Source organism: Rhodococcus sp. 320_ES (assembly GCF_059691855.1).
Genome location: NZ_JCAWAG010000006.1, coordinates 242215 through 262116, shown reverse-complemented (window position 1 = coordinate 262116; position 19902 = coordinate 242215). Strand labels below are relative to the sequence as shown.

Sequence of the window (19902 nt, the reverse complement as noted above, 5' to 3'; positions counted from 1 at the left end):
GAAAGAGCTACAACTCCGTGATGTCGATGAGCCCGTCCTGCAGAGCGCGAGCCACCAGCGACGCCTTCGTCGGCGCGGCCCGCCCAACCGCTGCGTACTTTGCGCGGATCCGGGTCATGTGTGTGTTGACAGTGCCCAGCGAGAGAAAGAGCGATGCTGCCACCGCGGGCTTCGAGTCGCACCGAATCCACGCGAGCAGCACCTCGATCTCGCGTGCACTGAGGTTGGGCCGCGTGGGGAGGCCCGTGAGCTCGGCCGCCATCTGGCTTTTGGGCTCAGGAGCGAGTGACAGGATGCGCGGTTGCGGACGCGACGGCGGGGCGTCGAAGCGTGAAAAGGCATCAGGAGTCGGCACAGACACAGGCGTAGAACCTTTTCGTTCGTAAGGCTTGCCCGGCTCGCTGAAGCCGAATCCCCCTTGTTCCGATCCCCCGACCGCTGACAGTTCGGGTAGCGCGGTCCACCGAAGAGGTTCCCCGCTGCAACCCGAACGCGAATAGCGTACCCCGTGGAACGTTTCGCTGCACCTCGTTAGCGCAGCTCAGGGACCTGCGTCAGCCCAAACGCCGTCGAAGGGCGTCTCTGGCGGCCGGCCAATCGTCGTCCGTCATCGCGAACAGGGCGGTCGTGCGCCACGTGCCGTCGACGCGACGCCGGTGCTTGCGCAGCAAACCTTCGAACTGCGCACCCAGTTTCGCTATGGCTGCCCGCGACTGCGCGTTCAGCTCGTCGGTGTGCCACTCGACGCGGACGGCGGAGTGCTCGTCGAACGCGCGCTCGAGAAGCAGAAACTTCGCTTCGGGATTGATCTTGGTGCCCTGAGCCGACGTGGACAGCCACGTGTACCCGATCGCGAGTCCCCGGTTGGCTGCGTCGAGCTGGTAGTAGGAGGTAGTTCCCACCGCAGCGCCGGTGTCCGCGTCGCGCTGCAGGTACGGCAGGCGAAGCGGATCGGCCGTCGCGGCCGCGACATACGCAGCCGCCGATTCGCGATCGGAGATCACGCTGCCGGTCCACGCAAAAATGGTGGGGTAGTCCGCAGCCGTAAGGAGCTCGTCGACATGCTCGTCCGTGAGGGGTTCGAGAATCACGTACTCGCCTCGAAGGGCGGTGTGCGGGATCCAGCTCATCGCGAGAACTCCTCTTCACGTTGGACTTTCGAGACTTCGGCCGTACGACCGGCAAGGGTGCGAGGGTGAGCGCGCGCAAAGGCGACGATCAGAACACAGAGCAGCAGTGCCCGTCCCCAGACTCCGAAAAGGACGAACGGTTCCTCGGTGCCGGCGTCGTTGCCCGACGCGAGGGCGGCGAAGTACTTGAACACCCCGATCCCCATGGACAGATCGGCGACGAGGTACGCGCCGAGGAGTGACCACGGCACGCGGAGCAGCACGAAGAACGGGACCAGCCACAGCGTGTACTGAGGCGAGTGGACCTTGTGGAACAGCAGGAATCCGCACAGCATCACCGCGCTCACCGCGACCCACGGATACGTGCCCTCGGTGCGGTATCGCCGCCAGCCGAACCACAGCGCTGCCCCGAACGTGACGAGAATCAGGAGGGGCGACGCGATGGACACCATGTCCTGGAACGACGCGTCGTGCAGGGCCTCCACGGACGGAGTGTCGGTCCCCGACACGTACAGCTTGCGCAGTCCCCAGTACCAAATGGAGTTGGTCGTGATGTCCGCCTGCCGCGACTGCTGGAACGCGAACGACGCCCGCCATCCGTCGTATCCGAACAGGGCGAAGGGAAGATTGACGAGGGCGACGACGGCGGCGGCGATGCCGACGACCGACGCGGCGCCGGCGACGTCGTAGCGCCCGGTGACGGATGCGGGCTTCTCACGGCCGGCGATTCCTCCCACGAGAACGAACAGCGCGAGCGGGAGGACGAAGGCGCCGGGGTAGAGCTTGAGGCAGAAGCCGATCGCGAGAAGTATTGCGGCAAGGGAGGATCGGAGCCGCAACGGCAGTCGCGTCGTCATCACGTACACGGCGCCGACGGACGTTGCGACGACGGGAAGTTCCCAGTTGTGGAACGCGTACAGAACGAGCGCGGGCCCCGCGGACCACACGAGGGCGGTCCGACCGGCGAGTCGCCCCAGCATCCATGCCGTCAGAACTCCGAACGGCGCCAGCAGAACGGCCGAGTAGAACAGGAACTCGGCGTCGGTGTGGGACGGGATTCCCCCGAGCCACATGAGCAGGCCGCTCAGGACGGGGTACTCGACGGCGCCGCCGACCAGTGATCCGTCGGCGGTCATGCCCCCGGTCAGGTACGGAAACAGGTGCAGGTCGATACCGCGGTCGAGCCACAGGAACTGAATGTCGGAGTAGCAGACCGACGAATCCTTGATGCTGTCGAACTTGATGCTTCGTCCGACGCTGTCGAATGGTGCGCCCGCACACCGAGCTTTGTTGATGTACCCCAACACGATCGTCAGCACGCTCAGTGCCGTCACGAGGACGACCGAGGCGCCGGATGCTCGGGGCGTCATGTCGATCAGACTATGGCATCCGGTCCCCTCGCCGATTTCGCTGGTCAGGGGTGCGCCCTGTAGCCTGGGCAGGTTGCTGACGCAACGACCCTCCTGTCACGGAACGTCCGTGACCGTTTCACAGTCCATAGGAGGTGATGAGGTCTTATGCGTCATTACGAACTGATGGTCATTCTCGACCCCAACCTGGACGAGCGCACCGTCGCCCCGTCGCTCGACACGTTCCTCAACGTCATTCGCAAGGATGGCGGCAAGGTCGACAAGGTCGACGTGTGGGGAAAGCGTCGTCTCGCCTACGAGATCCTGAAGCACACCGAAGGCATCTACGCGGTGATCGACATCAACGCCGAGCCCGCCACGGTGTCCGAGCTGGATCGTCAGCTGGGCCTCAACGAGTCGGTGCTGCGCACCAAGGTTCTGCGTCAAGGCAAGTGATTTGTCTGTGCTCAGCCCTAGGCTGAGCGGCATTCACACCCTTCGGCACTTTCAGCAGAAAGAGGAACCATGGCAGGCGAGACCGTCATCACGGTCGTCGGAAATCTGACGGCCGATCCCGAACTTCGATTCACTCCCGCCGGTGCGGCGGTCGCCAACTTCACGGTTGCGTCCACGCCCCGCACGTTCGACCGTCAGACCAACGAATGGAAAGACGGAGACGCACTCTTCATGCGCTGCAACATCTGGCGCGAAGCTGCGGAAAACGTGGCCGAGAGCCTGACTCGCGGTGCTCGGGTGGTCGTGACCGGGCGGCTTCGGCAGCGCTCGTTCGAGACTCGTGAAGGCGAGAAGCGCACTGTCGTGGAGCTCGAAGTCGACGAGATCGGTCCCTCCCTCCGCTACGCAACGGCCAAGGTCAACAAGGCCAGCCGTGGCGGCGGTGGTGGCGGCGGATTCGGCGGCGGCTCGGGTTCCTCAGGTGGATCGGGTGGTTCCAGCCGGCCTTCCGGCGGCGGCAATTCCGGTGGAGACGACCCGTGGGGCAGCGCCCCGCAGGCGTCGGGCTCCTTCGGCGGCGGCCGCGGCGGTGGAGACGACGAACCCCCGTTCTGATTTCACACACATGCGTTCGATGAACCAAGTTATGGAGAATGACCATGCCTAAACCGCCGTTGCGCGACAAGGTGATCAAGAAGAAGGTTTGCGCCTTCTGCAAGGAAAAGAATTCGACGATCGATTACAAGGACACGACGCTGCTGCGCAAGTACGTCAGTGACCGAGGAAAGATCCGCGCTCGCCGCGTCACGGGTAACTGTGTCCAGCACCAGCGCGACATCGCCATTGCCGTCAAGAACTCGCGTGAGGTTGCTCTGCTTCCCTACGCGACCACCGGACGCTGAGAAGGAGAGAAACATGAAGCTCATTCTCACCGCTGACGTCGACAACCTCGGCGCACCCGGCGACACCGTCGAGGTCAAGGACGGTTACGGCCGCAACTTCCTGCTGCCCCGCGGACTCGCGATCACCGCGACCCGTGGAGCTCAGAAGCAGGTCGAAGGCATCCGCCGCGCACAGGAAGCTCGCGCGGTGCGCGGGCTCGAGCACGCCAACGAGCTCAAGCAGGCCATCGAGTCGCTCGACTCCGTGTCGCTCGCGGTCCGCACCGCAGGTGGCTCGGGCAAGCTGTTCGGCTCGGTCACCGCAGCCGACGTTGCCGCAGCCGTCAAGAAGGCCGGTGGCCCGGTCGTCGACAAGCGCAGCATCGAGCTGCCGAAGTCGCACATCAAGTCGACGGGCAAGCACACCATCACGGTTGCTCTGCACCCCGACGTGACGGCGACGTTCGTCCTCGAAGTCACGGCGGCCTGATACACGCCGCTCGACTCTTCACACAGGGCCCCGACTCGTTTCGAGTCGGGGCCCTGTGTGCGTGAGTGGCGAAACAGCCTGCGGCGTCAGGTGTTACGGACGTCGCGGCGCCCGAACAGGGCCGTTCCGACGGCGGCAAGAACCGCTGCCACGACCGCGAGCACGACGAGTGGGGTCCACGTCAATGCGCCGCCCGGAACCGGCGGGACGTGCTCGAACGGCGACAGGTCGAGGAGCCACCGCGGCAACCGCAGGATCACGCCCGCAATCCCGACGACGGCCGCGTAGGCCATCACGAGGGCGGTCGATCGCAGTGCAGCGGAACCGATCCCGAACAGCAAAGCGGCAGTGCCGACGACGACGAGCACGGCCGGCACATGGACGGCCGCTCCGGCGAGTACCGGTCCCGTCAGGGCCGTCCCGGTGGACGCCGACGCGGTGACGCCCATGGTCAGCCCGGCGAGCAGAAGCATTCCGCTGCTCGCGGCGGCAGTCACCGTCAGCTGGGACCACACCCACCGAGTTCGCGAGACGCCGGTGGTGAGCACGGCGTCGGCCCGACCGGATGTCTCCTCGCCTCCCGCACGCATCGCCGACGTCACGGCGAACGCGCCGGCGGCCAGCGCCAGGATGGACACCACGGTCGAGGCGAATGCATCGGTGATCGAACCACCCGAGCGTTCCAAGAGGTCGACGACGGTCGAGTTCTGAGTCAGAGAGTCCTGGGCGGCACCCAGTACTCCTCCAAAAGCGGCACCCGCCAACGCAAGTCCTGCCGTCCATCCCAGGACGCTCCCGCATTGCAGTCGCCACGCCAAGCCGAGGGGGCCGGCCAGGAATCCGGAGGCGTTCGCGGGGCCGGGGCGCACGGGCAGAACTCCGGCTCCCACGTCTCGCCGGGCCGACAACAGCACGGCCGCAACGCATGCCGGGACGGCAATCACCGCGAACAGCGCGAGCGGCCACACCCGCAGGTCGACGAAGGGGCGTGTCTGCTGGGCCCAGGCAAAGGGCGATGCCCAGGAATACGCGTCGCCGCCGCGTCGACGGGTGTCACCCAGCGCGCGGAGTGCGAAGGCGACCGCGGCGAGCGCCAAGGTGTATCCCGTTGCGGCCGAACCGTGCTCGGTGAGCTGAACCATGACTGCCGCAAGTGTTCCGAACGTGAACGCGGTCAGGGTAATTCCGAGCGCCAAGACCAGCGACGGTCCGACGGCGAGTCCGCTGACTGCAAGCGCGAGCGTGGTTGCGGCCATGACGAGGACGCTCGCCAGCGCGGCCACCACGAGTGCGGACGTCAACATTGCGCGGGATCCGACGACGGCGGCGCGCAGCATTTCGGCTCGCCCGGTCTCTTCTTCGCGACGGGTATGTCGCACAACGAGAGTGACGGTCAGGATCACCGCAGCGACGATGACGTACTGCACCTGTTCGTTCGTGAACATCGCGCCGTAGGTGTAGTTGTCGAGCCCGTATCCAGGACCCGCGAGAAGCGATGCGGTCGGCGAGGCGATCAGCTGGGCGCGCGCCTGCCGGTCCGACGCGGTGGCGTACACGGACTTCACCGACGCCGTGGTGGCCACCTGGTAGAGAAAGAGGGCGACGATCCAGACGGTGAGCCGCACTCGATCGGCGCGCAACGCGAGCCGTATCAACTCCACAGTTCCTGTGTACGAACTCATTTCGGTGCATCGCTGTACTCGCGTAGAAACAGATCCTCCAGCGACGGAGGCGTGCTGGTGAGTGAGCGCACGCCGAGGGCAGACACCGCGCGGACGACGTCGGCCATGGCGTCGGGGTCGACGTCGAACGACATGGTGTAGCCGTCGCGTGAGACGTTGTGAACGCCGGTGGCGTCTGCGAGTTCGCTGGGGTCCCGCTCGGTGGTGATGTCGAATCGCGTACGCGTGAGATGACGCATGTCTTTCAGCGACCCCGATTGGACGGTCTTCCCTGCGCGAAGAATGGTGACCGTATCGCACAGCTTCTCCACCTCGGAAAGAATGTGGCTGGAGAGCAGAACCGTCGTACCCCGGCGGGCTGCGTCGACCACGGTGTCCTGAAAGACTTTCTCCATCAACGGGTCCAGGCCCGAGGTCGGTTCGTCGAGGACGAGCAGTTCGACGTCTGCCGACAGTGCGGCGACGAGCGCGACTTTCTGCCGGTTGCCCTTGGAATACGTCCGCGCTTTCTTGCGCGGGTCCAATTCGAACCGTTCGAGAAGCTCGTCCCGCCGGGCGGTGTCGGTGCCGCCCCGCAGTCGGCCGAGCAGGTCGATGATTTCGCCGCCGGTCAATGCGGGCCACAGGTTGACGTCACCCGGAACGTAGGCGAGGCGGCGATGCAACGCGACGGAGTCCGCCCACGGGTCGTGTCCGAGGACCGTCACGGACCCGGTATCGGCGCGGAGGAGGCCGAGCAGGATTCGGATCGTGGTGGATTTGCCCGCCCCATTGGGGCCGAGAAAGCCTGCGATGGAACCGGTTTCGACGGTCATGGACAGCCCGTCGAGGGCTCTTGTCTTCCCGAAGGTCTTGACGAGGGAATCGATGGTGAGCGCGGTGGTTGTCATTGCTCTTCGTTCGGTGGTCGCAGTGTGTCGAGGAGGGTCGAATCGGTGAGTACGCCGTGGGTGTAGAGCTCGAGCGTGGGAGCGCTCCATCGTTCGGTGTACTCGCGCAGAAAGCGGGGGAAGTCGGTGCGTACCAGGTCGTCGGACGTCGTGGCCTCGAGAAGCAGAGCTCCGAGCGACATGCGGGCCAGCAGCGCAGCTCGGGCGGGCGGATCGTGGCTCGGCGTGATGCGGCCGAGCTCGACGCCGATGCGCATGTTGTCGACCGTGTCGTCGACGATGCGCTGCAGGAAGGCCTCGGCGACGGCGCCGCCGCACTGCAGGGAGCGCACGATGTAGAGCAGCATGGGGGCGTAGTGGTCGGTCTCCGCGAGCCGGTGGAGCAACGACGCGCCCCCGGTCTCGCTCATCGACTCGATTTTCGTCTCCTGCAGCTGGGCGAGCACGTGGTTGTCGCAGGCAGTACGAAGGCCGCTCTTCGAGCCGAAGTGGTGCAGGATCAGCGCTCCGCTGACGCCCGCATCGGCGGCGATGGTCCGAAGAGCGGCCGTGAAGCCGTCACGTCCGTAGCGGTCGATTGCGGCGTCACGGATCCGCGCCGTCGTCGTCAGATCTCCTGGATCCGAAGCTGTGGCTGATCGCATGTTCAACATGCTAAACGCGTGTTCAGTATGCCCGCAAGGACGAGTTGTTCACCTCGCCGGCAAGCCGATTCGGGCGCGAGAACATACTTGGAGTCGGCTATGACGCATCTGAGCGAGTTTGTGACCTAGATCATGTTTGAGTTCAGCTTCCGTTTACTCAACACGCCCGAGCTGTCAACTCAGAAGACACGCCGAGACACAACCTATGCACAGTCCACGAGTTTTTCGCATAGCCTTCGACCTGCGGATCAGTGGGTAAATTGAAAAGTTATCCTCAGTTTGTCCACAGATGGTCAACACAACCGTCCAGCACTATGCACATTCGATCCCCAACTCCATCCACAGGCTCATTTGAGGGATTCCGATCGACCACATAGCGTCCCTCCGGCATGCCATCGCAGGGGTGGAGGTTCGGGAGTCGGGCCCGAGTTTTGTCGGTGTCACGCGGTACAACTACCGCGCAGCCGAGCGAAATTGTGTCGGTTCTTATCTTGATCGGGCGAGAGGGCGGCGAACTTCGGTGGCAGTTGTAGACGATCGAGGGCACTCCGATTACCAGGGCCCGGCGGAGGCGCCGGGCGAGGATTTCGGACGCCAGCCGCCGCAGGACATGGCGGCGGAACAGTCGGTGTTGGGCGGCATGCTTCTGAGCAAGGACGCCATCGCCGACGTGCTCGAGGTTCTGCGCCCCGGTGACTTCTACCGTCCCGCACACCAGATGGTCTACGACGCGATCCTCGATCTCTACGGCCGCGGCGACCCGGCCGACCCCGTGACTGTCTCCGCCGAACTCGAGCGGCGCGGAGAGCTCCGCCGTATCGGCGGTCCGCCCTATCTCGTCACTCTCACGCAGACGGTGCCCACCGCGGCCAACGCGTCGTTCTACGCCGAGATCGTCGTCGAGAAGGCGATCCTGCGGCGTCTCGTCGAGGCCGGCACACGCATCGTGCAGTTCGGCTACGCCGGAGCCGACGGCCAGGACGTCGCCGAGGTGGTCGACCGCGCCCAGGCCGAGGTGTACGAGGTCACCGAACGCCGGACCGCCGAAGACTTCATTCAGCTCGAAGAACTGCTGCAACCGACGATGGACGAAATCGACTCCATTGCCAGCCGCGGCGGAATGTCCAATGGTGTGCCAACGGGTTTCACCGAATTGGACGAGGTGACGAATGGTCTTCACCCGGGTCAGATGATTATCGTGGCGGCCCGACCTGGCGTGGGCAAGGCGCTCTCGTTGGACACGCCCCTACCCACACCGACTGGCTGGACCACCATGGCTGAGGTGGAAGTCGGTGACCTGCTCGTCGACGCCGACGGTAAGCCGACTCGAGTCGTCGCAGCGACGGATGTCATGGTCGGTCGCCCCTGCTACGAGGTGGAGTTCTCGGACGGCACCGTGATTGTTGCGGATGAAGAGCATCAGTGGTTGACCGAAACGCGCGCTTCCAGAAAATCTGCGCAAGCGGCGGCTGTCGGATACAACCGGTCCCGGAACCAGAAGACGTTCGCCACAGTCAAGACCACCGGCGAGATGTCGAAGACGCTGCGCTGCAAGACAAAAGACGCCCGCCTGAACCACTCGGTCAGCAACGCGGCGGCGCTCGACCTGCCGGAGCGCGACCTTCTCGTCCCTCCCTACACGCTGGGAGCGTGGCTCGGGGACGGATCGTCGGCGTGCGCCCAGCTGACATCGGCGGATCCCGAGATCGCTGCGCGAATTGAGGGCGAAGGCCTGGTTGCCGTGAAGTCGGCCAATGTCGCGTTGCGCTACTCGATTCAGCTCCCTCCGGAGCCACCCATCGAGAGCCGCTCGTGCGTCGTGTGCGGAAAGGACTTCATTCCGTTCACCAGCGAGGTCCGGACGTGCGGTCAGTCCTGCGGTGGGCGAGCACGTTTCATGTCAGCACCGGTTCCTGCTCCGACGTGTGCGCACTGTGGGACACGCACCATCGGGCTTCGAATGTGCCAGCAGTGCCGCAACCGCATCGGATCCGTCCAGGCACGCCTGCGCACCATCGGCGTTCTCGGCAACAAGCACATTCCGGTCGAGTATTTGCGGGCCTCGGAAACTCAACGCCGGGCACTGCTTGCCGGGCTGTTGGACACCGACGGCACAGTGACGCAGGGTGGCTCGGCTCAGTTCTCGGTGACCAGCAAGCGACTGATCGACGACGTCGAAGAGCTGATCGCCGGCCTCGGTTATCGCGTGCAGCGTTCTACGAAGAGAGTCAAGGGACACACCGAGGAGTCGTCGACCGCCTACACCCTTACCTTCTCCACCGATGATGTCGTGTTCGGTCTGCACCGAAAGGCCATGCTGCATAAGGAGCGTCGCGCTGGGGCGACGACTGTGCGCTCCAAGTCGCGATTCGTCGTGGATGTCCGGCCGATCGAGTCCGTTCCGGTTCGCTGCGTCGAGGTCGACAACCCGGATCACCTCTACCTCGCAAGCCGTTCGATGATCCCGACGCACAACTCCACGCTGGGGATGGACTTCATGCGCTCGTGCTCCATTAAGCATGGAATGGCGAGCGTCATGTTCTCCCTCGAAATGAGCCGCACCGAAATCGTCATGCGTCTTCTGTCGGCCGAGGCGAAGATCAAGCTCGGCGACATGCGCTCAGGCAAGATGACCGACGACGACTGGACCCGGCTTGCTCGGCGGATGAGCGAGATCTCGGAAGCGCCTCTGTTCGTTGATGATTCGCCCAACCTGACCATGATGGAGATCCGCGCGAAGGCGCGACGGCTCAAGCAGCGGCACGATCTCAAGCTCATCGTGATCGACTACCTGCAGCTGATGTCGTCGGGCAAGAAGGTCGAGTCACGTCAGCAGGAGGTCTCGGACTTCTCGCGTCAGCTCAAGCTTCTGGCCAAGGAACTGATGGTTCCAGTGGTCGCGATCTGTCAGCTGAACCGTGGACCGGAGCAGCGCACCGACAAGAAGCCGATGGTCTCGGACCTCCGCGAGTCCGGCTCGCTCGAGCAGGATGCGGACATGGTCATCCTCCTCTACCGCCCTGATGCCACGGAGCGCGACGATCCGCGCGGCGGTGAAGCGGACCTCATTCTGGGCAAGCACCGTAATGGTCCGACCGCGACAATCACTGTGGCGCACCAGCTTCACCTGTCCAGGTTCGTGGATATGGCGCGGGGCTGAACGGAAGTCGGTGACGACAATGAACGGTAAATACTGGAACGATCTCATGGCTGAGGGTGCCGCGTTGACTCGTGTCGCAGAGGGCATTGCACGCACCCCCGGGTCCCCGGTCATGAGGACGATCGTGCGGGAGTCCGGAAGGTCGCTGAGCTGTATCGATTGTCCGTGAACGACAAGAGGTATCGTGATCCGGAAAGACCTGAACATCAATTGCAGGATGTCATCGACGCGTACCGGTTTCTTTTCCCTCGCGCATCTGTTCTCGTAGGTCCAAGAGGTATTGAGAAGTCGAAAAGCAGCTGACGGCATGGAGATCGACGCGGGGGGCAAAGTGCTTCCGTCTCGCCAGTGACCTGTCGCGGCCTCTCGACTGGTCGAGGTTGTGGTGTATGCAGCGATGGGCGAGCTATCTTCTCGCACCGCGATAGGCAGCGATCAGCAACTCGCGAACAACGGCCTCGGTCGCGGGACCGGGATTGACCACGCACACCCACCCCGCTCGACCGTAGGTCGGGTGCACGGCGAGCACGTCGTCCGCCGATGCGTCTGGTAGCGAATCGAATTCGCTCTTCCTGGCGGCGATGTTCACGCGGAAGGCGCCCGGTCGGTCGAGCCGAGACAAGTCGTCGTCGGGATAATTCTTGGTCACGACCGTGGCGAACGGTTGCGTTCTGGTGGGGACAGAGCCGCCGGGTGAGTAGTAGAAGAAGAGATCACCCCACGCGAGTTCCGGAGAACCGTCGCCCTCGGTCGGCCGCAGTGTCAGCGTTCCGTCCATGGCCTCGACGAGGTCGGCGATATCGTCGACGGTCACGCCCTCACCCCGCCGGCTCCGACGACGTCGGCACCACCGACGCCGGCGGCGGGCCCTCGGGTGGGCCCATGATCCCGCGGACCAGGAAGGTGGCTGCGACGGCGATCAGTGCCACGACGATGACGACGAGCATCGCCACCAGGATGGTGCGCGGCCCGCCGAACAGGTTGTTGGAGCTCATGAGTACCGATCATGCCTCAGTTCGCACCCTTGATCGTCTTCATCGAGATCAGCGACGTCACCCGCCCGACGGCCGGCAGTCCACTGAGCTTCTCGACCAGGAACCGCTCGTAGGCCGGTAGGTCGCGCACCGCCACCCGGATGAAGTAGTCGGGGTTGCCGAACAGGCGGTGGCATTCGATGACCTCCTCGAAGCCGGCGATGCGCGATTCGAACTTCTCGATCGTCTTCTGGTCGTTGACGATGATCTCGGCGGTCACGATCACCTGGAAGCCCCGCCCGAGCGCCTTGTCGCTGAGCACGGCGCGGTACCCGGTGATGACGCCGTCCGCTTCGAGCTTCTTCACTCGCCGCAGGCACGGCGACGGCGTCAGCCCGACCAGATCCGCCAGTTCGGTGTTGGTCAGACTGGAGTCCTGCTGCAGGTGGTGAAGTATTGCCTCGTCGAGGTAGTCCATCGCAATATTATTGCGCAAACCAGGCTGTCGAGCCATTCCGAGCAATCTATCACCGCGCGATTCGCTATATGTTGTTCGCCATGACCTATCGTGCATCAGCCGTGCGCCTGTCCGTGCCCGTGGGCATCGGACTCTTTCCCCTGGGTATCGCGTTGGGCATTCTCGTGGTGCAGAGTGGTCTGAATCCGTTGTGGGCGTTGGGTTTCACTGCGTTCATCTACGCTGGATCGCTCGAGTTCGTCGCCGTGGGACTGGTCGCCGCACTGACTCCGCTGCCCTACATCGCGCTCACTGCACTGCTGGTCAACTTCCGACACGTCTTCTACGCGCTCAGCTTCCCGCTCGAGCGGGTCGACGGCCGTCTTGCCCGCTTCTACAGTGTCTTCGCCCTCACGGACGAGGCCTACGCGATGTCCGTCACCACGGATCGGCGAGTGCTCACCGGTCGCGTGATGGTGTGGACGCAGCTGTGCCTCCACGGGTACTGGGTCAGCGGTGCCGTGGTGGGGGCCATTGCGGGACAGTGGATTCCGGCGCACCTCGCCGGTCTGGAATTCGGGCTGACCGCGCTGTTCGTGGTTTTGTCCATCGATGCGATCAAGGCGCAGCGCGGTTGGGCGGTGCCCGCGGCGGCCGTCGCCTGTGGGTTGGTCGGCCGGATGATCTCGCCGGAACACATGCTGCCGATTGCCATGGGCGCGTTCGTGATTCTGCTCGCCGCCCGCTATGCGGCCACGGACCGGAGGGCACTCGTTCATGCCTGACGCCGTCTACCTCGCCTCGGCCATCGGGATCATGGCGGCCACTACCTTCGGCCTGCGGGCGCTCCCGTTCGCGTTGCTGCGGCCACTGCGGTCGTCCGCGCTGGTGGCGTACCTGGGTGTTTATCTCCCGGCCGGAATCATGCTGATCCTGGTGATGTATTCACTGCGCGACGTGAGCGTGACATCGTCGACTCACGGCATTCCCGAGGTCCTTGCTGTCGCTGCGACGGTCGGCATCCACCTGTGGAAGAAGAACGCCGTGCTGTCGATCATCGCTGGAACGGTCATCTACGTCGTCGCGGTCAACTACGTCTTCTGAGCCGTCAGCAGTAGGTACTGCCACTTCATGACCCCGTCGGTCATGAAGCGCTGGGCCAGGTCGATGAGTTCCCGGTACAGCGACTCGGCCCGGTCGGGGTCGTCCATCAGCCGCTTGAACACGGCGATCGTGGGTCCGTGGGTGGCGGTGAACCAGTCGACGAAGTGCTCGGGTGTGGCGAAGGCGTCGACGGTCAGCGCGTCTCGGGTCACCTCGATCGCGGTGACTCGGTCGCCGAGGAGATCGCGGACATGAGCCTCGTTGCCCCAGAGCAGCGGAGGTTGTGCGTCGGGCAGTAGCGGCGCCGCATAGGGTTTCAGGGCAGCGAACAGTTGTCCGACGAACCCGATCGGGGTCCAGTTCAGCAGACCGATCCTCCCGCCCGGCCGGCAGACGCGAACCAACTCGTCGGCACTGTCGTGATGGTGCGGTGCGTACATGACTCCCACGCACGACATCACGACGTCGAAGGTGTTGTCGTCGTACGGCAGGGCCTCGGCGTCACCCTCGTGCCACGCGAGGTCGACGCCCCGATCCTCGGCCCGAGCGCGACCGTGGACGAACAGTTCCGGGGTCAGGTCGCTCGCAATCACGTAGGCCCCCGCTGCGGCGGCTTCGATGGCGGCATTGCCCGATCCGGCCGCCACGTCGAGCACCGATTGTTCGGGTCGGACGTCGCACGCGGACGTCAGCACCCGGCCGAGTTCGGGGATCACCTCGGTGGCGATGGCGTCGTAGTCGCCGAGATTCCACACGGCCCGATCTGCGTGCTTCGAGGTGTTTCGGCACCGATTGGTCACCTGTGTCATGACCCGACTCCTGTTGTCGACGACGGATGGAACACCACCGTCTCCGCTCGGGCGCGCCGCGTCGCGGGTAGTCCACTACGCGTCTCCTGCCGTTTACGGCGTCGACGGTCGCGGGAAGTGCTGGCATAGTTCGCGACAGCACCGAACACAAACCGGGGGGTACGTCGTGAAGTTCCGCATACAGGTGACGGTCGCGATCACGGCCGCAGTCGTGGCCCTCGGATCGGGTGTGGCCGCTGCCGACCCGATCGGTGATCTGGTGAACCCGCCGCGCGACGCGGCGTCCTACGAGCCCACCCCGCTGGGCGATCCGTTCTTCGACGCTCCCGCGGGCTTCGAGAACGCCGCTCCGGGAACGATCTTCACGACGCGTCCGGTCGCGGTGCCACGTTTGTCGCAGCCCGTGACGGCGCGGCAGTACCTCTTCCGGTCCACCGACTCCAAGGACCGCCCGATCGTCGCCGCCACCACGGTGTTGGTTCCCACGGCGCCGTGGGGCGGCGGACCCCGCCCCGTCGTCTCGTTCAATCCCGCGACGGATTCGCTGGGCAACGCGTGCGCCCCGTCGTACACGCTGCCGCGCGGCACCAACGCCGAAGTGGACTCGGTGAACAACTTCCTCGATCGCAACTTCGCCGTCGTCGTCACCGACTACCAGGGGCCGAGGCAGGCCTACTCCGCAGGTCGCGTCGAGGGACACACCGTTCTCGACGGGTTGCGTGCGGCGGTGAACGACCCCGCCACCGGTCTCGCGCCGACGTCGCCCATCGGCATCACCGGCTATTCGGGAGGCGCCATCGCGTCGGGATGGGCGGCGCAGCTCGCGCCGTCGTACGCCGCCGAGCTGAACATCTCCGGCGTCTCGTTCGGTGGTCCCCCCACCGATTACTCGATCCTGCGGGAGTCGCTCAACGGCCATATCGGCGCAGGTCTCTACGTGGCGGCCACGTTCGGGTTGGCGCGGGGGTATCCGGAGCTGAACGCATTCGTCAACGACAACGGTCGGCGACTGGCGTTGATCTACCGCAATCAGTGCTCGGACTTCCTCAGCTACAGCGGCATCTTCATGATCGATCAGGCTGCGCTGCAAACGAATCCGAACGCGTTCTTCGATCCCGTCGTGCAGAAGGTCGTGAACGAGAACCGGATGGGCGCGTTCGCACCCACGGCGCCGATCTACGTCTACCAGGGCATCCAGGACTTCCTGATTCCGAAGCAAGGTGCGGAGAATCTGCAGAAGGACTGGTGCGCCAAAGGTGCCTCGGTTCACCTCGAGGAGATTCCGGGCGAACACACCATCGCCGAGGACACCGGGTCGCCGGGCGCGTTCGAGTGGCTCGCGCAGCGTATGAACGGAGTGCCGGCGGCGCCGGGGTGCTCGCTGACGGTGCGGTGATCACCACCGGTCGACGTGCAGAACAGTGTCGATCGGGTCGCGGGGAGCCACCTTGAACGTCTCGCCGGTGTAGTACGCGGTCGGGATCAGCGCGGCCTGATGGAAGCCCGCGGGGATGCCGAGGATCTCGGCCACCTGGGCTTCGCGGGCGAGATGGATTGTGGTCCAGGCTGTTCCGAGGCCACGGGCCCGCGCGGCCAACGCATAGCTCCACGCGGCGGGAAGGATGGAGCCCCAGAGGCCGGCCTGATTACCGGCGGGGAGCTCCTTGCCGGCCTTGATGCACGGAATGACGAGGACCGGAACCTCGCCCATGTGGTCGCCGAGCCACTGCGCGCTCGTTCCGACGCGCTGCTGGATCTGCGCGCGGTTCGGATCGTCCGGGAAGAGTGCCGACGCGGACTGTTGTGACCCAGCGTATTTCGCGAACTGTTCGCGGTAGATCTCACCGATCGCGGCCCGAGGCTCGGGGTCGGTGACCACAACCCATTGCCATCCCTGTCGGTTCGAACCGGACGGCGCCTGCAGCGCGATCTCGAGGCACTCCTTGACGAGTTCGAGCGGGACCGGGCGAGTCAGATCGAGCCGTTTGCGGACGGTGCGGGTGTTGGTGAGCAATTCGTCGGGCGTCAGATCGAGGGTCATGGGTCGATCATGCACCATCCATGTTCCAAAGAATCTGTGTTGTAATGACCGAATGCATATCAACCCTTACGGCACGTATGCGGTGCAGCTGGGCGTCGACCTCGTCAACCGCCCGCCGCAGTCGGCCGAGGAATTGGGATCGCGCTGCGCCGCGGCCGGATTGGTCGTCGACTGGGACTCCACCGACGACGACCTGGCGGCCACCCGTGAGTTCCTCGTCGAGTGGACCGGCGTCGTCGACGCGGAGACGGACGTCGAGCGTGCCGAGCGCCTGAACGTGCTGCTCGCCGCCGCCACGGCGTACCCACGTTTGACGAACCACGCCGACGACGGCTGGCACATGCACTACCGCGATCCTGGCATCTCCTTGGCCGGGGTGATTCGGGCGCTGGTCGGTGTGGGCACAGCTCTGCACCTGACCGGGCGGGGAATGAGCAGGCTCGGACGATGTGCCGCGCAGAACTGCGAGAACGTGTTCGCGGACGTGTCCCGAACCGGTCGTCAGCGGTACTGCGGCACGGCCTGCTCGAATCGCGATGCGGTACGCAGGCACCGAGCACGCGCCCGCTGACCGTTACGGTGGGCGAGGGCGGCAGGGGGTCGCCGACGAACGACGGAGGGGTTCATCGTGTCGCAGAACGTCAAAGGATCGACCGTGCTCATCACCGGCGCCAGCGCCGGGCTCGGAGTGGAGTTCGCGCGCCGGTTCGCCGACCGGGGTGGGAATCTGGTGCTGGTGGCGCGTCGCCGCGATCGGCTCGATGCGCTCGCCGACGAACTGCGGCAGAAGAATTCGATCACGGTCACCGTCGTGGCCAAGGACCTGGCCGAGCCGGGCGCCGGGTCGGACCTGCACCGTGAGCTGACGGATCAGGGTGTGCGCGTCGACTCGCTGGTCAACAACGCCGGATTCGGGACGTACGGCGACTTCTCCGGCGAGAAACTCGACCGCATCCTCTCCGAGATCCAGCTCAACATCTCCACGCTCGTGGAGCTGTCGCACGTGTTCCTGCCCGATCTGCTCCGCGGCCGCGGCATGCTCGTCAACATCGCGAGCACTGCTGCGTTCCAGCCCACCCCCGGCATGGCGGTCTACGGCGCAACCAAGGCATTCGTCCTGAACTTCACCGAGGCTCTCTGGGCCGAGGCGCAGGGCAGCGGGCTCACGGTCCTCACGGTGTGCCCCGGACCGACGGAGACCGAGTTCTTCGACGTGGTGGGGAGCAGCGAAGCCAGCGTCGGCGGAATGCAGACCGCCGAGCAGGTGGTGGACACCGCGTTCTCCGCACTGGACAAGCGTTTCGCGCCGCCCACCGTGGTGTCCGGATTCTCGAACTGGATCTCCGCCAACAGCACTCGGATGGCGACACGTCGACTGGGCGTGATGATCACCGGACGTCTGCTCGGCAACGTGCGTCTGAAGAGTCGGACTTAGACCACCTGCGCGACCGCGAAGATCCGGCGGAACGGGAAGAAAGTCGTCCCGTCGGATCGACGCGGGTATGCGTCGGCGAGCAGCGGCGCGAGTTCGCCTCGGAACGTCAGCCAATCGCTTTCGGACAGTGCAGCTTTCACGGGCCGCAGCGCCGTTCCGGTGGTCCATTCGAGCACGGGATCGTCGCCGGTCAGCACCTGAACGTAGGTGGTCTCCCAGGCGTCGACGACACATCCGGCCTCGGTGAGGAGATCGGCGTATTGCTCGGGTGAGTCGACGGTCCCGTCCGCGCGGAGGCTCACACCGCTCAACGAGTCGGCCCAGGAGGGACTTTCGGTGAGATCCCGGATGATCGCGTGCGACGGCGCGTCGAAGTTACCGGGCACCTGAACCGCGATCCACGCGCCGCCCGTAAGCTGAGACGGCCACCGCCGCAACAGTTCTCGATGCTCCGGAACCCACTGCAGTGTTGCGTTGGAGACGACGACGTCGGTGTCCGGAGTGGGCGTCCACTCGCGAACGTCCTGCACGGTCGCCTCCAACCCCAGGGCGCGGGCGGCCGCCACCATGTCGGATGAACTGTCCGACGCCTCGACCACCGCGTCCGGCCATCGCTCGGCCAAGGTGGCCGTGAGATTGCCGGGACCGCAGCCGAGATCGACTACCCGGCGGGGGTTTTCGGCTCGTACGCGGGACAGCAGCTCGTAGAAGGGGCGGCCGCGGTGGTCGGAGAAATCGAGGTACTTGTTCGGATCCCACTTCATGATTTAACCGTACGCTTGTACTGTATGGCTTGTCCAGAGCAGTCAGGCTTTTCGCGTCGCGCGCATGATCTCGTCGTGGATCGTGATGATCTGTCCGTCGGGAGTCGGTGCGTCGCGCGACGGCGTGTCGGTGACGATGTCCCAGTCGTTCGGATCGAAGACGGACGCCATCTCCTCGGCGGTGAGAAACATGTCGGGGAGGTCCGGTCGCTTCATCTCGCTGTGGACGTCCGAATGGGCGTGTCCGACGAGCAGGAGCGTGCCCCCCGGGTTGATCGCGGCCGCCAGGCGGCGATGCACCGACTGCTGAATCTCGCGGGGTAGGTGCATGAACTGCGCTGAGATCAGATCGAACCGGCGCGGCGCCGGGTCCCACTCGAGGACGTCGGCCTCCTCCCATACGATGTCGTCGACGCCGACGCGCCGAGCATGCTCGGCGGCACGTGCGAGCCCGACGGTGGAGACGTCGACACCGGTGACCGACCAACCCTGCTGAGCCAGCCAGATGGCGTCCGCGCCCTCTCCGCAGCCGACGTCCAGTGCCGTGCCCGGCCGAAGGTCCGAAACATGCTCCACCAGGCGGACATTGGGGTTACCGCTCCAGACCGATCCGCCGCTGTAGCGCTCGTTCCAGAATTCGGCGGTGAAGTGGTTGGCATAATCGACACTGCTTGAATCGACACCGTTTGAATCGACACTGTGCCGGGCCTTCTCGACGGCGAGGCGGGTGTCCTCCATGATGAGGTCGGCGTTCGCCGCAGCCCCGGCCATGACACCGGCGGCGGCGGAGACCACCACCGTTGCCGAGAGTTCGGTCACGTTGCCTGCCACCCACACGCCGGGAACCGAGGTGAGTCCGACGACGTCGGATTCGATCTGCTCGCCCATCCCCATCGGGTGCGGGGCGGGCTGTAATCCCAGGCCCGACAACAGGTCCGATCGAGCGTGCCCGTTCGGTGCGACCACCAGAGCCTCGCACGCGTAGGTCTCGGCCCCGATGGTGACGTTCGCCTTCTCGACGCTGTCCACGGTGCCGCGGACGAGGCGGATGCCCCGGGCGGCGAGTTGCTCGAGCTCGTCGGGCGACGGCTCCGGCGCGGTGTGGAGGAACAGGGTGACGTCGCCCGACCACTGCCGGAACATCAGGGTCTGATGAACGGCGAAGGTGCTGCTGCCGATGACACCGATGGGCTGGTCCCGCACCTCCCATCCGTGGCAGTACGGGCAGTGAATGACACTGCGGCCCCAACCCTCTCGTAGACCGGGAATGTCGGGCAGCTCGTCGACGGAACCGGTCGCGACGACGAGGCGCCGAGCGGACAGTGTCGTCCCGTCGCTGAGATCGATCTCGAAGACCGTACCTACGCGACGTGCCGCGACGGCGGCGGCGCGCACGATGCGACCACCGTAGAACTCGACTTCGGAGTGGCCGATCGCAACCAATTCCGTCGGCGAAATTCCGTCGCGGGTGAGGAAGCCGTGCACTCCTTCCGCCGGTGCGTTGCGGGGCGCTCCGGCGTCGATCATGGTCACGGACCGGCGGGCACGGGCGAGGGTGAGCGCAGCGGAGGAGCCGGCTGCGCCGCCGCCGATCACGGCGACGTCGATGGTTTCTGAAGTCATGTCCACACAGTGC

23 protein-coding genes are annotated in these 19902 nt (G+C 65.2%); 10 read left to right on the top strand and 13 right to left on the bottom strand.

The annotated features are described in order from the left end of the window. Window positions 1-7 precede the first annotated feature (7 nt). From AC59JP_RS21810 to AC59JP_RS21800, 3 genes are all read right to left on the bottom strand, one after another. Entirely contained in the window at window positions 8-355 is a 348-nt protein-coding gene (locus tag AC59JP_RS21810) for a response regulator transcription factor (protein ID WP_497327936.1), read from the bottom strand. A 199-nt stretch (window positions 356-554) separates the two neighbouring features. Continuing rightward, a complete protein-coding gene (locus AC59JP_RS21805) occupies window positions 555-1130 on the bottom strand; it encodes a GNAT family N-acetyltransferase (protein ID WP_497327920.1) in 576 nt (191 codons plus the stop codon). Continuing rightward, complete coding sequence (locus AC59JP_RS21800; RefSeq protein WP_497327935.1) at window positions 1127-2506, bottom strand: glycosyltransferase family 87 protein; 1380 nt, start codon at window positions 2504-2506, stop codon at window positions 1127-1129. The genes AC59JP_RS21805 and AC59JP_RS21800 overlap by 4 nt, the downstream gene beginning before the upstream one ends. 141 nt (window positions 2507-2647) lie before the next feature. Here AC59JP_RS21800 and rpsF point away from each other — a divergent pair, with 141 nt between their 5' ends. The 4 genes from rpsF to rplI all read left to right on the top strand — a co-directional run bounded on the left by rpsF (window position 2648) and on the right by rplI (window position 4306). Next, entirely contained in the window at window positions 2648-2935 is a 288-nt protein-coding gene (gene rpsF, locus AC59JP_RS21795; protein WP_188542875.1) for a 30S ribosomal protein S6, read from the top strand. 69 nt (window positions 2936-3004) lie between these two features. Next, window positions 3005-3550 (top strand): single-stranded DNA-binding protein, encoded by a 546-nt coding sequence (locus tag AC59JP_RS21790; RefSeq protein WP_497327919.1) that lies wholly within the window; start codon window positions 3005-3007, stop codon window positions 3548-3550. A 44-nt stretch (window positions 3551-3594) separates the two neighbouring features. Continuing rightward, entirely contained in the window at window positions 3595-3837 is a 243-nt protein-coding gene (rpsR, locus tag AC59JP_RS21785) for a 30S ribosomal protein S18 (RefSeq protein ID WP_188542877.1), read from the top strand. Between the two features lie 13 nt (window positions 3838-3850). After that, window positions 3851-4306 (top strand): 50S ribosomal protein L9, encoded by a 456-nt coding sequence (rplI, locus tag AC59JP_RS21780; protein ID WP_497327918.1) that lies wholly within the window; start codon window positions 3851-3853, stop codon window positions 4304-4306. Between the two features lie 86 nt (window positions 4307-4392). On the opposite strand, the gene AC59JP_RS21775 is transcribed toward rplI, so the two are convergent. From AC59JP_RS21775 to AC59JP_RS21765, 3 genes are read right to left on the bottom strand one after another with little or no spacing between them, the layout of a single operon-like run. Further along, window positions 4393-5988 carry an ABC transporter permease gene (locus tag AC59JP_RS21775; RefSeq protein ID WP_497327917.1) on the bottom strand — a complete coding sequence of 532 codons (1596 nt, stop codon included), beginning with the start codon at window positions 5986-5988 and terminating at the stop codon, window positions 4393-4395. Next, the gene (locus AC59JP_RS21770; RefSeq protein ID WP_497327916.1) at window positions 5985-6878 is read right to left on the bottom strand and encodes an ABC transporter ATP-binding protein; all 894 of its coding nucleotides are present in this window, start codon (window positions 6876-6878) and stop codon (window positions 5985-5987) included. Before AC59JP_RS21770 ends, AC59JP_RS21775 begins: the two co-directional genes overlap by 4 nt. Further along, entirely contained in the window at window positions 6875-7522 is a 648-nt protein-coding gene (locus AC59JP_RS21765; protein WP_497327915.1) for a TetR/AcrR family transcriptional regulator, read from the bottom strand. Before AC59JP_RS21765 ends, AC59JP_RS21770 begins: the two co-directional genes overlap by 4 nt. A gap of 520 nt (window positions 7523-8042) precedes the next feature. Here AC59JP_RS21765 and dnaB point away from each other — a divergent pair. Then, window positions 8043-10682 (top strand): replicative DNA helicase, encoded by a 2640-nt coding sequence (gene dnaB / locus AC59JP_RS21760; protein ID WP_497327914.1) that lies wholly within the window; start codon window positions 8043-8045, stop codon window positions 10680-10682. 406 nt (window positions 10683-11088) lie between these two features. On the opposite strand, the gene AC59JP_RS21755 is transcribed toward dnaB, so the two are convergent. Genes AC59JP_RS21755 through AC59JP_RS21745 form a run of 3 tightly spaced genes read right to left on the bottom strand, consistent with a single transcriptional unit; the run spans window position 11089 to window position 12134 of the window. Further along, on the bottom strand, window positions 11089-11496 hold the full coding sequence (locus AC59JP_RS21755; protein ID WP_497327913.1) for a DUF6194 family protein: 408 nt from the start codon (window positions 11494-11496) through the stop codon (window positions 11089-11091). A 4-nt stretch (window positions 11497-11500) separates the two neighbouring features. Beyond that, window positions 11501-11677 (bottom strand): hypothetical protein, encoded by a 177-nt coding sequence (locus AC59JP_RS21750; protein ID WP_497327912.1) that lies wholly within the window; start codon window positions 11675-11677, stop codon window positions 11501-11503. Window positions 11678-11693: 16 nt separating this feature from the next. Continuing rightward, the gene (locus tag AC59JP_RS21745) at window positions 11694-12134 is read right to left on the bottom strand and encodes an Lrp/AsnC family transcriptional regulator (RefSeq protein WP_497327911.1); all 441 of its coding nucleotides are present in this window, start codon (window positions 12132-12134) and stop codon (window positions 11694-11696) included. Window positions 12135-12214: 80 nt separating this feature from the next. Between AC59JP_RS21745 and AC59JP_RS21740 the strand changes: the two genes are divergently transcribed. Next, window positions 12215-12898: an AzlC family ABC transporter permease gene (locus tag AC59JP_RS21740; protein WP_497327910.1), complete on the top strand. Its 684-nt coding sequence runs from the start codon at window positions 12215-12217 to the stop codon at window positions 12896-12898. Further along, a complete protein-coding gene (locus tag AC59JP_RS21735) occupies window positions 12891-13217 on the top strand; it encodes a branched-chain amino acid transporter permease (RefSeq protein WP_497327909.1) in 327 nt (108 codons plus the stop codon). Before AC59JP_RS21740 ends, AC59JP_RS21735 begins: the two co-directional genes overlap by 8 nt. Here the strand turns inward: AC59JP_RS21735 and AC59JP_RS21730 are convergent. Then, on the bottom strand, window positions 13205-14026 hold the full coding sequence (locus tag AC59JP_RS21730; protein WP_497327908.1) for a class I SAM-dependent methyltransferase: 822 nt from the start codon (window positions 14024-14026) through the stop codon (window positions 13205-13207). The two genes, AC59JP_RS21735 and AC59JP_RS21730, sit on opposite strands and share 13 nt — an antisense overlap. A 166-nt stretch (window positions 14027-14192) precedes the next feature. Between AC59JP_RS21730 and AC59JP_RS21725 the strand changes: the two genes are divergently transcribed. Next, a complete protein-coding gene (locus tag AC59JP_RS21725) occupies window positions 14193-15422 on the top strand; it encodes a lipase family protein (protein ID WP_497327907.1) in 1230 nt (409 codons plus the stop codon). Here AC59JP_RS21725 and AC59JP_RS21720 read toward each other — a convergent pair whose 3' ends face one another. Continuing rightward, a complete protein-coding gene (locus AC59JP_RS21720; protein WP_497327906.1) occupies window positions 15423-16067 on the bottom strand; it encodes a nitroreductase family protein in 645 nt (214 codons plus the stop codon). A 52-nt stretch (window positions 16068-16119) separates the two neighbouring features. Between AC59JP_RS21720 and AC59JP_RS21715 the strand changes: the two genes are divergently transcribed. Both AC59JP_RS21715 and AC59JP_RS21710 read left to right on the top strand, forming a co-directional pair. Beyond that, on the top strand, window positions 16120-16638 hold the full coding sequence (locus tag AC59JP_RS21715; protein ID WP_497327905.1) for a CGNR zinc finger domain-containing protein: 519 nt from the start codon (window positions 16120-16122) through the stop codon (window positions 16636-16638). A 57-nt stretch (window positions 16639-16695) separates the two neighbouring features. Beyond that, window positions 16696-17502 carry an SDR family NAD(P)-dependent oxidoreductase gene (locus AC59JP_RS21710; RefSeq protein ID WP_497327904.1) on the top strand — a complete coding sequence of 269 codons (807 nt, stop codon included), beginning with the start codon at window positions 16696-16698 and terminating at the stop codon, window positions 17500-17502. On the opposite strand, the gene AC59JP_RS21705 is transcribed toward AC59JP_RS21710, so the two are convergent. Next, entirely contained in the window at window positions 17499-18266 is a 768-nt protein-coding gene (locus AC59JP_RS21705) for a trans-aconitate 2-methyltransferase (protein WP_497327903.1), read from the bottom strand. The two genes, AC59JP_RS21710 and AC59JP_RS21705, sit on opposite strands and share 4 nt — an antisense overlap. 42 nt (window positions 18267-18308) lie before the next feature. Next, a complete protein-coding gene (locus AC59JP_RS21700) occupies window positions 18309-19889 on the bottom strand; it encodes an FAD-dependent oxidoreductase (protein ID WP_497327902.1) in 1581 nt (526 codons plus the stop codon). Between the last annotated feature and the right edge of the window lie 13 nt (window positions 19890-19902).

Bases quoted from the DNA above. Each gene is read 5' to 3' on its own strand.
- AC59JP_RS21805 (WP_497327920.1), bottom strand. From the start codon at position 1,130: ATGAGCTGGATCCCGCACACCGCCCTTCGAGGCGAGTACGTGATTCTC.
- rpsF (WP_188542875.1), top strand. From the start codon at position 2,648: ATGCGTCATTACGAACTGATGGTCATTCTCGACCCCAACCTGGACGAG.
- AC59JP_RS21790 (WP_497327919.1), top strand. From the start codon at position 3,005: ATGGCAGGCGAGACCGTCATCACGGTCGTCGGAAATCTGACGGCCGAT.
- rpsR (WP_188542877.1), top strand. From the start codon at position 3,595: ATGCCTAAACCGCCGTTGCGCGACAAGGTGATCAAGAAGAAGGTTTGC.
- rplI (WP_497327918.1), top strand. From the start codon at position 3,851: ATGAAGCTCATTCTCACCGCTGACGTCGACAACCTCGGCGCACCCGGC.
- AC59JP_RS21775 (WP_497327917.1), bottom strand. From the start codon at position 5,988: ATGAGTTCGTACACAGGAACTGTGGAGTTGATACGGCTCGCGTTGCGC.
- AC59JP_RS21770 (WP_497327916.1), bottom strand. From the start codon at position 6,878: ATGACAACCACCGCGCTCACCATCGATTCCCTCGTCAAGACCTTCGGG.
- AC59JP_RS21765 (WP_497327915.1), bottom strand. From the start codon at position 7,522: ATGCGATCAGCCACAGCTTCGGATCCAGGAGATCTGACGACGACGGCG.
- AC59JP_RS21750 (WP_497327912.1), bottom strand. From the start codon at position 11,677: ATGAGCTCCAACAACCTGTTCGGCGGGCCGCGCACCATCCTGGTGGCG.
- AC59JP_RS21745 (WP_497327911.1), bottom strand. From the start codon at position 12,134: ATGGACTACCTCGACGAGGCAATACTTCACCACCTGCAGCAGGACTCC.
- AC59JP_RS21740 (WP_497327910.1), top strand. From the start codon at position 12,215: ATGACCTATCGTGCATCAGCCGTGCGCCTGTCCGTGCCCGTGGGCATC.
- AC59JP_RS21735 (WP_497327909.1), top strand. From the start codon at position 12,891: ATGCCTGACGCCGTCTACCTCGCCTCGGCCATCGGGATCATGGCGGCC.
- AC59JP_RS21730 (WP_497327908.1), bottom strand. From the start codon at position 14,026: ATGACACAGGTGACCAATCGGTGCCGAAACACCTCGAAGCACGCAGAT.
- AC59JP_RS21720 (WP_497327906.1), bottom strand. From the start codon at position 16,067: ATGACCCTCGATCTGACGCCCGACGAATTGCTCACCAACACCCGCACC.
- AC59JP_RS21715 (WP_497327905.1), top strand. From the start codon at position 16,120: ATGCATATCAACCCTTACGGCACGTATGCGGTGCAGCTGGGCGTCGAC.
- AC59JP_RS21705 (WP_497327903.1), bottom strand. From the start codon at position 18,266: ATGAAGTGGGATCCGAACAAGTACCTCGATTTCTCCGACCACCGCGGC.
- AC59JP_RS21700 (WP_497327902.1), bottom strand. From the start codon at position 19,889: ATGACTTCAGAAACCATCGACGTCGCCGTGATCGGCGGCGGCGCAGCC.